Source organism: Kingella pumchi (genome assembly GCF_022288825.1).
In the GTDB taxonomy this organism is placed as follows: domain Bacteria; phylum Pseudomonadota; class Gammaproteobacteria; order Burkholderiales; family Neisseriaceae; genus Kingella_D; species Kingella_D pumchi.
Window position 1 is genome coordinate 3,609 of record NZ_JAKOOW010000025.1, and the last position, 9,987, is coordinate 13,595.

A 9,987-nucleotide genomic window follows, 5' to 3' on the forward strand; every position below is an offset into this window, starting at 1 on the left:
TACGGGGCGGCGGTGCGCCATCCAGCGGCTGTGCGGATCGGGATCGTCGGCAGGGGTGACGGCGTAGGCATCTCCGGCCACTTCAACCAGCGCCACCAATTCCCCGCCACGTTTGACGGCGACAATATCGCCCGTCTGCATGGTTTCTTTAAACGCGCGAATGGCCGCCGCGCCCTGCGGCCATTCGCCCAGACCGATCATGCCGCGCTGCAGGATGCCCGCCAGATGCGGCGCAAACTCGGCGGCTTGGCCGCTAGGGTGGATTTGCATATGCCAGTAGTTCATGGGTTGGGTCTCGGGTGGCAGCCTGAAAAAGGGGGGGCAGGCTGCTTTGGGGTTTTCATTGTGTCGGAGTTTGCAGCTTTCAGGCTGCCTTTGAGGTTGTCTGAAACTTGTCGGGCTGCTGCATTCCCTCTCCCGCTTGCGGGGTAGGGTTAGGGTGGGGGCTGGTGCCGTTACGGTAACTTTATGTGCAGGCGGCACAACGCAGTTCTGCGAACTGCCACCCCCACCCCGACCCTCCCTCGCGCTTGGGGTGCAGGGGAGGGGGTTAGGTATGCATCGGATTTGGACGAAAACGAAATTCAGGCTGCTTTGGTTTTTTTATTCCGTCGAAGCCTACGGGTTTTCAGGCTGCCTTGTTGGGTTTTACAACCAAACCTAGCTCTGAGACTATTCGCAAGGCAGCCTGAAAAGCCATTGCCGGTTTTCAGGCTGCTTTTTTAGCGGCAGACAATCTTTCAGACGGCCTTTATTTCTCCTTGGCAATCCTGTCTATCCAGTCAAACAGCTCGTTCAAATCGTAATCGCCGCTGTGCGGCACGTCCCACGGCAGGGCGTAATCGACGGATTTGCCGCTGTTTTGCAGCTTGGCGGCGAGGATGGCGCTGACGGCGAGCGAGGTGTCGCGGTCCTTGGTGCCGACGCGGATGCGCCAGTGCTGCGTGGGCGTGTGGGCGATGTAGGGCATGGGGCTCATCATTTTGACGGTTTGCGCGTCGGCCTTGCCCGCGCCTTTGACGGTGCTGTGTTGCGCGGCAAAGGCGGTGAAGTGGCGCTTGTCTTGGGTTTGGCTGCCGAAAAGTTGGTTTTCGCCGGTGGACAAATCCACGCCGTCAAAGGCGGGCGGGGTTTTCTGGCGGCCGGCTGCGGCGGCGTATTTATCGAAATCGACGGCGGTAACTTTGCCGCCGGACACGGTGAGCCAGTTGCGCTCGGACAAGTCTTTGCCTGCGTCCAGCGCAGTTTGCGCGGACTGGGCGAGCAGCGCGGCGATGTGGTCTTTGAAACTGCCGTTGCCGTTTTTGTCGAGCGTGAGCGGTTTGCCTTGGGCGTTTTTGAGTTTCAGGCTGTTGAGATAGGGGGGGCGAACTGGGGTTTCAGGCTGCCTGAAAGCTGTTTTTCGGCTGCGGTGAGTGTGCCTTTAACCAATTTGCGCTCGACATTGTAATCGAGCATGGTGATGTTCATTTTTTGGTAGTCGTTCACGCCGTGAAACTGCCATTCGTAGGCGGCATCGGCATGATCGAGGATGGAAATCGGGCAGTAGGCGGACACGGCGAAGATGCTGTCGTCGGCTTCAGCGGCACCGAGTTTTTTCAGACGGCCTGCGTAGTCTTTTTGGTTGGCCGACGCGCCGAGCAATACTGGATAAGGCGCCGCCCGCGCTGGTGCCGTTGGAAATGATTTTGCGTGCATCGCCCGCCATGGTTTTGTCGTTGGCTTTGAGATAGCGTACGGCGGCTTTCAAATCGACGATGGCGGCGAGTGCTTTGCCGGTGGGCGAGGTGCGGCCGCGTGCGCCGGGGCTGGCGACGACCAGGCCGCGCGACAGGGCAAGCTGCATGGCGTCTGCGCCTTTGTCTTCGCCACCGCGCCCTTTCTGGCCGGGAGTGCCGGCTTTGGCGGGCATTTAGCCGCTGATTTTGTTGGGCAGGAAAATCGGCGCGGTGTCGGCGGTGTAGTCGTTGATGCTGCCGCCGTGGAAATAGGCTTCGGGGATGTAGATGTTGATGGTTTGGTAGTCGGCTTCGACGGGGTTTTTCACATAGGGGATGTTTTCAAAGGCGCGGTATTGCACGGTTTGGCCGTTGATTTCGGCGCTGCGGCTGGTGTGCGGCTGCTTGGCAAAATCCAAATCGGCGGCGTTTGCGCCTGCGGCGGCAAGGGCGGCGGCGAGCATCAGTGGTTTGGCGGGCATGGGAAGGCTCCGTTTGCGGGTGGGAAAGAAGCGGCAGGGTAGGCATCTTGCGCGGCGCTGTCAAACGGCAAAAGCAGCCTGAAAGGGTTTTCAGGCTGCTTTGGGCGTGAGGGCAGGCTCTTAACTTGACTTAACAAGCGCTTTGCAGTATTTTCGCCGCCGAGTTACACGCCGATTTGACACAGCTTGCGGGCGTTAAACCAGCTAAAGCGTTTGCAGAGTTTTCCAAGCCCGCTGTGCCGCACATCGGGCTTTGTTTTTATTGTTGGAAGAGACCCATGATTACTTTGGAACAGGTTTCCAAACGCTACCAAACCCGCGACAAGCAGTGGTTTACCGCCGTCGAGCCTACCGACCTGGCCATCGAAGAGGGCGAAATCTTCGGCCTGATGGGCTATTCCGGCGCCGGCAAATCCACCCTGCTGCGCCTGATCAACCTGCTGGAGCGCCCCGATTCCGGCCGCGTGCTGGTGGACGGCCGGGATTTGACCGCGATGAGCGCCGCCGAATTGAGAAAAGCGCGGCAAAACATCGGCATGGTGTTCCAGCAGTTTAACCTGCTGGCCAACCGCACGGTGGCGGGCAATGTGGCCTTTCCGCTGGAAATCGCCGGCTGGCAGCCTGGAAAAATCGCCGCGCGGGTGAAAGAGTGTTTGGAGATTGTCGGTTTGGCCGACCGCGCGCAGCATTATCCTGCCCAGCTCTCCGGCGGCCAGAAGCAGCGCGTCGGCATCGCCCGCGCGCTGGCGCCCAGCCCCAAAGTGATTCTGGCCGACGAGCCGACGTCCGCGCTCGACCCGGCCACCACCCGCAGCGTACTGGAGTGTTTGGAAGACATTAACCGCCGCTTTAACGTAACCATTGTGATTGTTACCCACGAAATGAGCGTGATCCGCCGCCTGTGCCGCCGCTCCGCGCTGCTGCACCACGGCCGCCTGCTCGAAGTGGTCGAAGTACGCGAGCGCCAGATTCTCGCCCGCACCGACATCGGCCGCGAACTGATCTCGGAGGAACTATGAATTCCGGCACTTTCGACAACCTGCAGCGCCTGCTGCCCGAATTTTACAAAGCGCTGGGCGAAACGCTGGTGATGGTCGGCGTTTCCGCCACTTTTGCCGTGGTGGCCGGTGGCGCGCTCGGCATTTTGCTGTTTGCCAGCGCCCGCGGCCAGGTGTTTGCCCGCCCGGGGCTGAACGCCGTGCTGAACTGGCTGGTCAGCTATATGCGCGCTTTTCCGTTTGTGATTCTGATGATTGTGCTGATGCCGCTTACCCGCGCCATTGTCGGCACGTCTTTCGGGCCGCTGGCCGCTTCGGTGTCTTTGAGCATTGCCGCCAGCTTTTACTTTGCCCGTCTGGTCGAACAAAACCTGAACGAAGTGCCCAAAGGCGTGATTGAAGCCGCGCAGGCGATGGGGGCGACGCCGCTGACGATTATTTTCAAAGTGCTGGTCAACGAAGCGCGCGCCGGCCTGATTTTGAGCGTAACCATCCTGATTATCGCCATTCTCGGCGAAAGCGCCGCCGCCGGCCTGATTGGCGGCGGCGGCATCGGCGATCTCGGCATCCGCTACGGCCACCAGCGCTATATGAAAGACGTGATGGCCGCCGTCGTTTCCCTGCTCAGTGTAATCGTTATCCTGGTGCAAAGCATAGGCAACCGCTTATCCAAACATTTGGACAAGCGTTAGGGCATATTGTTTTTGCGCCAACAGGCAGCCTGAAAAGGTTTTCAGGCTGCCTGTTGTTTTGGGTGGGTGGCGAATTATAGCTTTGCGCTATTGATGGCGAAATATAATTTTATCCTGTCAATGCTTCCCCTTGTAAGCGCCTGCGGCGCCCATATGACGGGAACACGCGAAGAGCAGCGGTTGTTTTCAAACTGCCGGCTTCGCCATCATCAAACCCATCAGGAGCACACCATGCGCATTAACGAATTGGACCGTATCAACGAGCTGGCACGCAAAGCCAAAACCACCGCCTTGAGCGAAGCCGAAATTGCCGAACGCAACGCGCTGCGCCAAGCCTATCTGCGGCAGGTGTGCGGCCAGATGAACAACATTCTCTCCACCGTTACCGTTATCGACCCCGAAGGCCGCGACGTTACCCCGATGAAACTGCGCGACGCCCAAGCCGCCGGCATGCAGACCCACTAAATCCCCCAATCCGAAAACCGAAAGGAATCCACCATGCGCAACATCCGCCAAATCTACCGCGCCCAAAGCCAACACTGGGTAGGCGACGGCTTCCGCGTCCAACCCCTGTTTTCCCACATGGGCGAAAACCGCGGCACCGATCCCTTTCTGATGCTCGATTACGCCGCACCCTACGAGTTTGCCCCCAACGAAACCCGCGGCCCGCGCGGCGTCGGCCAGCACCCGCACAAAGGCTTTGAAACCGTAACCATCGCCTACCACGGCGAAGTGGCGCACCGCGACTCCACCGGCGGCGGCGTGATCAAAGAAGGCGACGTGCAATGGATGACCGCCGGCGCCGGCGTAATCCACGAAGAATTCCACTCCGAAGACTTCAGCAAACGCGGCGGCCTGTTCGAGATGGTGCAGCTGTGGGTCAACCTGCCGGCCAAAGACAAAAACACCCCGCCGCGCTACCAGCATCTGGCCAAGGAAAACATTCCGGTAGTCAATCTGCCCGACGAAGCCGGCCACCTGCGCCTGATCGCCGGCGAGCACGACAGCACCCAAGGCGCCGCCGAAACCTTTACCGCCATGAATGTGTGGGACGTGGTCATCCGCCCGAACAAAGAAGCCGTGCTGCGCGTACCCGCCAGCCACAACCTGTCGCTGGTGATCCTGCGCGGCGAAGTGCTGGTGAACGGCAAAGACCGCGCCACTGCCGGCGAGCTGGCGGTCTTTGAAGACGGCGACGGCGAAATCACCCTGCGTGCCGGCAGCGAAGAAGTCAAAATCCTGCTGCTCTCCGGCGAGCCGATCAACGAGCCGGTAGTCGGTTACGGCCCCTTCGTGATGAACACCGCCGAAGAAATCCACCAAGCCATTCAGGATTTCAACCGCGGCCGCTTCGGCAATATCGACTGACACCCGGCAAAATCCGCCGCAAATAGCTTTCAGGCTGCCCGTGAAAACAGGCAGCCTGAAAGTTTTTTAGGCGGTGGTTTTGTGCTTTCAGGCTGCTTGGTTCGCGCCGGCAGTTGCTACACGGGGTGTGCACCGTTGTATCTGTTGGCAGCCTGAAAACCGTATCGGCGGCGTTTAGCGCGGCGGTGCTTGCAGCTGCGGATGCCATTGCAGCAGCCGCGTGATGCTGTCGCTTTGGGCGAGCAGCTGCTGTTGCCAGCGCTCGGCGCTGCGCTGCCAGGCGGGGAAGTTTTGCAGCAGGTATCGCCAGTATTCGGTGCGGGTACTGTCGTTTAGGGTGGTGCCGCCGTTGAGTTCTTGCGACAGCGCGGTAAAGGCAGCCTGAAAGCCGGTATCGGTCATCAGTGCGGCGGGGAAGCGCCAGAAGGCGGCGAGTTTGTCGAGATGGGCGTTTTCGTCTTGCGGGTAGATGTGCCAGAAAAACGGCTTGGCGGCGTATTGGGCGCGGACAAAGCTGTCTTCGCCGCGCACCAGCAGCATATCGGCCAGCCACAGGACTTGGTCGAACTCGTGCTGTGGCACAAAGGGGATGCGGATCAATTCAAGGCAGCCTGAAAGGTGGCGCGAGCCGGCATCAAGCAAGGCGTCGGCGGGGATGCGGCCGGCTTCGCGCAGGCTGTCGGCGATTTGGCTGCCGGCCAGCCACAGGCTTATGGGCTGCTGCAGGCTGCGCCAGCTGTCGAAGCATTGCGCCCACGCGCCGCTGCGGTAGCCGAAGGCGAAACATTCGCGGCGGCCGCTGTCTTTGTCCGGCAGCCCCAGCCGGCGGCGCAAACGGCTTTGGGCGGCGGCATCGGCGGCAAACGTCTGCCGCGCCTGCTCGTAGCCGTGTTCGCGCAGCAAGCCGCCGCTCTCGGGGCTAAAGCCCATCTGCCAGAAGTATTTTCGGCTGCCGTCGGCCTGCAGCGAAGGCATGGCGTGGCTTTGCAGCGCCCAGTCTTCGGCGCTCAGGTATTCCCAGTTCAGCCACAGCGGCCGCGCGCGGCGGATGGTGTCGCGCACGCTTGCGGGCAGGGCGCAGGCGAAGGTTTCGATCAGGATGTCCGGCGCGGGGGCGCCTGCCAGATCTGCGCTGACTCCTTCCCGCCAGCGGCGCAGCACAATGCCGCGGTGGCGGCAGGGCAGGGCGGGGACGTCGGGGACGATGGCGCGCAGCGCGGCTTCATTATCGAGCCACAGCCACACTTCGCCGCCGCTGCGCCGGTGCAATTCCTGCGCCAGCCGCCACGACACGCCGATGTCGCCGAAATTGTCGATAACGGTGCAAAACAGCCAGCAGACCGGTGCCGCCATTTTCAGGCTGCCTGCACGGTGCCGGCCGGCCGGATAACTGCGTCGGCGCCGGCGGTTTGCGCCAGCTGCTGCAGTAAATCGGCGCCGAGATAGGGGCGGCTCAGGCGGAGCAGGTCGGCCAGCACCGGCAGGTGGCTGAGCGCTTTGGCTTCGGCGATGGCTTCGATATCCAGCCGCAGCCCGCCGCCCAGAGCCAGCGTGCCGGCTTCGCCCAAAATCAGATGCGGGTTGCCGCGCAAAAAAGTGCGTTCGGCGGCCATCAGCCAGTCGCGCACGCTGTCGCCGCGGCCTTTGCACAGCACCAGCGGCAGATTCAGGCTGCCGGCCAGCTGCTGCAGATGGCGGTCGGCCAGCATTTCGCCGCCCAGATACAGCATGTCGGCATCGGCTTCGAGCGCCGCTTCGATTTGCGCGGCGGCGCGGATGCGCACCACGGCGGCTTTGCCGGCGGCACGGCAGGCGGCGGTGGCGCGGGATAAGGCGCGTTCGGCGGCTTTGCTGTCGTGCGCGACATCGGGGGCGTAGGGATTGGGGTTAAGCCGGAAGGGGTCGAACAGCAGCGCGTCGGCATCGGCCGGCCATGCCGTTTCGCTGCCGCTGGTTTTCAGGCTGCCGGCATCGGCCAGAATTTTCAGGCTGCCCTCGCCAAAGCGCACGCCGTTGGCGCTGACCACGGTGCCTTGCGGGCGCACTTCGCGGCTGACCAGCCGCCAGTCGTGAACGATGCGGATGGCTTTTTCCACCTGCGCCATGCCTTCAAACCAGGCGGGGTCGAACACGCGCTCGTCGCCCACCGCGCCGATAATCACCCGCTCGCTGCCGCGCGACAAATGCTCGCTCAGCCCGCGGCTGCGGATGGCGGAAACCACGGCCTGCACCGATGCTTCGTCGGCGCCGGCCTGCATAACGATAATCATGGCTGGCCTCGTAATAATGCGCTTGGGATGCTTTCAGGCTGCCTGTGTTCAGGCAGCCTGAAAGCGCTTTGTGCCAACGGCAGGCGCGCGGCCTGCCATTGGAAGCAAAACGGGCCGGCGGCGCAGCCTGCGCGGCTGCCGTCGGCCCGTTCGGGCTTAGAAGGGGATAAAACGCGTGGGGTCGATGGGAATGGCTTTGTCGTTGTTATTGACTTTGCTTTTTTCCCGTATTTCAAGATGCAGCTTGCCTTTGCTGCCGGTTACCGCGATTTTCTGGCCGCGTTTGACCCGCTGTCCTTCTTTTACCAGCAGTTTTTCGTTGTAACCATAGGCGGAAAGATATTGCGGGGAGTGCTGGATGATAACCAGCTGCTCGAAGTCGCGCGGGCCTTTGGTGCCGTAAATCACCGTGCCGTCGGCGGCGGCCAGCACGCTTTGGCCGCGGCTGCTGCCCACTTCGATGCCGCGCGCTTCGGTACTGAACGCTTTAATCACGCGGCCGCCCGGTACCGGCGACTGCCAGGTGATGCCGCCGTATTTGCCGGTGTTGGCCGAAGGCGTTACGCTGGCGTGGTTTTCAGGCTGCGGTTGTGGTTGCGGCTGCGGGCGTACGCTGGCGGAACTGCCGCCGCCGCTGCCCACGCGCAGCACCTGGCCGATTTGGATGTTGTCGCCGGCAAGGTTGTTCCACTCGCGCAAATCGTTTTGGCTGATGCCGTAGCGTTTGGAGATGTTGTAAACGGTGTCGCCGGCGGCCACGCGGTGGGTGCCGCTGCCGGAGACGCTGCCGCCGGCGGAACTGCCGCCGCTGTAGCTGCCGGCTGCGCCGTGCGGTTTCACCCGCAGCACCTGGCCGACATTGATGTTGTCGCCGGCAAGGTTGTTCCACTCGCGCAGGTTGTTTTGGCTGATGCCGTAGCGTTTGGAGATGTTGTAGATGGTGTCGCCGGCGACCACGCGGTGGGTGCTGGCGTTTACGTCCACCGGCGCGTAGTTGGGCACAAACGTGCCGCCGGTGCGGGCGGGCGGGGTGTAAACGCTGCCGTTATCGCTCTGGCCGGTGCTGCCGCTACCGCTGGGGGTGTAGGGCGTGGTCTCGTAGGGGTTTTGCGTGTTGTTTTGCACGGTGTCGCCGCCCGGCGGCGTGTAAACCGAGCCGTCGTTGCTGCCGACGGTGGCGGTGCTGCCGCCGCTGATGGTGCCGTCGGTAACCGGGGCGGGCGGCTGGGTGTTGGTACAGGCGGCCAGAAGCGCTGCGGCGGCGGCCGGCAGCATCAGGCGGAACGCGCGGGCTGTTTTCATGGTGTCGGTCTCTTGGTCTGTCGTTGTTCGGAAAGGCCGGAAAGTGCAGGGCGGCATCATACCGTTTGAGGCCGGGCGCTTCAAGCGGCGGCGGGGTGCAGGCAGCCTGAAAAAACGCGCGGCCGGCGCGGCTCAGGAAAAATCGCTGCCGTGCCAGAAACGCTGCAAATCCTGCATTTGCGCATAGGCGCTCAAATCGACCTGCAGCGGCGTGATGCTGACAAAACCGGCTTCGCAGGCGGCAAAGTCGGTGCCTTCGTCGCTGTCGGCCACCGCGCCGGCCGGGCCGATCCAGTAAAGCTGCTCGCCGCGCGGGCTGGTGGCGGGCATCACGCTTTGCTGGTGGTGGCGGCGGCCGAGGCGGGTGATTTTGTGCCCCTGCAGATCGCCGGCGGCGACGGCGGGAATATTGACGTTCCACAACACCGGCGCGCGCGGCGGTTCGGCAGTCAGCCGCTCCAAAAGCGGCCACAGCGCCTTTTCGGCGGTTTCGCCGTAGCGGGCGAAATCGGCGGACACCAGCGAAAAGGCCACCGCCGGAATATTCATCAGAAAGGCTTCGGTGGCGGCGGCAACGGTGCCGGAATAAAGCGTGTCGTCGCCCATATTGGCGCCGTGGTTGACGCCGGAAATCACCAGATCGGGCGTGAAATCGGGCAGCGCGTGCAGCGCCAGATGGATGCAGTCGGTGGGCGTGCCGTTGACAAAATAAAAGCCGTTGTCGGCGGCGCGGATGTGCAGCGGCCGGTCGAGCGTGAGCGAATTGCTGGCGGCGCTGCGGTTCTGCTCGGGCGCAACCACGCGCACATTGGCAAACTCGCCCGCCACCCGCGCCAGCAGCGCAATGCCGGGCGCCAGATAGCCGTCGTCGTTGGAAATCAGGATATTCATGTTTTTCAGGCTGCCTGAAAGGGAAAGGGGCAGATTGTAGCGAAAGCGAGGGGGATGATAAAGGCAGCCTGAAAACGAGACTTTAACTAATGAAAAGTTATCGATTGTTCTTCTTGCCTTGCGTTAACAAAACACGGCAAAATATCGGCAAATTATTTCGTTTTTGACTTAGTATGTTCACCGTTCGTCAGTATAATCAGCCAGCCAGCCAGCCAGCCAGCCAGCCAGCCAGCCAGCCAGCCAGCCAGCCAGCCAGCCAGCCAGCC

At 62.1% G+C, this 9,987-nt stretch carries 9 protein-coding genes and 1 pseudogene; 4 read left to right on the plus strand and 6 right to left on the minus strand.

The window, feature by feature from the left end; genetic code table 11:
• Nucleotides 1-285, minus strand: a 285-nt coding sequence (locus MB824_RS06980) for a pyruvate kinase (RefSeq protein WP_238747532.1), incomplete at its 3' end; no start/stop codon positions are given.
• A 466-nt stretch (nt 286-751) separates the two neighbouring features.
• Nucleotides 752-2,200 (minus strand): annotated as a pseudogene (locus MB824_RS06985) (subtype B tannase).
• 278 nt (nt 2,201-2,478) lie between these two features.
• Here MB824_RS06985 and MB824_RS06990 point away from each other — a divergent pair.
• From MB824_RS06990 to MB824_RS07005, 4 genes are all read left to right on the plus strand, one after another.
• Entirely contained in the window at nt 2,479-3,219 is a 741-nt protein-coding gene (locus MB824_RS06990; RefSeq protein ID WP_238747534.1) for a methionine ABC transporter ATP-binding protein, read from the plus strand.
• A complete protein-coding gene (locus MB824_RS06995) occupies nt 3,216-3,890 on the plus strand; it encodes a methionine ABC transporter permease (protein ID WP_238747536.1) in 675 nt (224 codons plus the stop codon). Before MB824_RS06990 ends, MB824_RS06995 begins: the two co-directional genes overlap by 4 nt.
• A 231-nt stretch (nt 3,891-4,121) precedes the next feature.
• Entirely contained in the window at nt 4,122-4,355 is a 234-nt protein-coding gene (locus MB824_RS07000) for a DUF896 domain-containing protein (protein WP_238747538.1), read from the plus strand.
• A gap of 33 nt (nt 4,356-4,388) precedes the next feature.
• Entirely contained in the window at nt 4,389-5,258 is an 870-nt protein-coding gene (locus MB824_RS07005) for a pirin family protein (protein ID WP_238747540.1), read from the plus strand.
• A 174-nt stretch (nt 5,259-5,432) separates the two neighbouring features.
• On the opposite strand, the gene earP is transcribed toward MB824_RS07005, so the two are convergent.
• The 4 genes from earP to surE all read right to left on the minus strand — a co-directional run bounded on the left by earP (nt 5,433) and on the right by surE (nt 9,721).
• Nucleotides 5,433-6,611, minus strand: coding sequence for an elongation factor P maturation arginine rhamnosyltransferase EarP (gene earP / locus MB824_RS07010; RefSeq protein ID WP_238747542.1), 1,179 nt, complete (start codon nt 6,609-6,611; stop codon nt 5,433-5,435).
• A gap of 2 nt (nt 6,612-6,613) precedes the next feature.
• Nucleotides 6,614-7,528: a chorismate mutase gene (locus MB824_RS07015; RefSeq protein WP_238747544.1), complete on the minus strand. Its 915-nt coding sequence runs from the start codon at nt 7,526-7,528 to the stop codon at nt 6,614-6,616.
• 156 nt (nt 7,529-7,684) lie between these two features.
• A complete protein-coding gene (locus MB824_RS07020) occupies nt 7,685-8,830 on the minus strand; it encodes a M23 family metallopeptidase (protein WP_238747546.1) in 1,146 nt (381 codons plus the stop codon).
• A 132-nt stretch (nt 8,831-8,962) separates the two neighbouring features.
• Entirely contained in the window at nt 8,963-9,721 is a 759-nt protein-coding gene (gene surE / locus MB824_RS07025; RefSeq protein WP_238747548.1) for a 5'/3'-nucleotidase SurE, read from the minus strand.
• Between the last annotated feature and the right edge of the window lie 266 nt (nt 9,722-9,987).

Excerpts from the sequence above, each read along its gene's own strand:
- MB824_RS06995 (WP_238747536.1), top strand. The coding sequence starts at position 3,216 with ATGAATTCCGGCACTTTCGACAACCTGCAGCGCCTGCTGCCCGAATTT.
- MB824_RS07015 (WP_238747544.1), bottom strand. The coding sequence starts at position 7,528 with ATGATTATCGTTATGCAGGCCGGCGCCGACGAAGCATCGGTGCAGGCC.
- earP (WP_238747542.1), bottom strand. The coding sequence starts at position 6,611 with ATGGCGGCACCGGTCTGCTGGCTGTTTTGCACCGTTATCGACAATTTC.
- MB824_RS07000 (WP_238747538.1), top strand. The coding sequence starts at position 4,122 with ATGCGCATTAACGAATTGGACCGTATCAACGAGCTGGCACGCAAAGCC.
- surE (WP_238747548.1), bottom strand. The coding sequence starts at position 9,721 with ATGAATATCCTGATTTCCAACGACGACGGCTATCTGGCGCCCGGCATT.
- MB824_RS07020 (WP_238747546.1), bottom strand. The coding sequence starts at position 8,830 with ATGAAAACAGCCCGCGCGTTCCGCCTGATGCTGCCGGCCGCCGCCGCA.
- MB824_RS06990 (WP_238747534.1), top strand. The coding sequence starts at position 2,479 with ATGATTACTTTGGAACAGGTTTCCAAACGCTACCAAACCCGCGACAAG.
- MB824_RS07005 (WP_238747540.1), top strand. The coding sequence starts at position 4,389 with ATGCGCAACATCCGCCAAATCTACCGCGCCCAAAGCCAACACTGGGTA.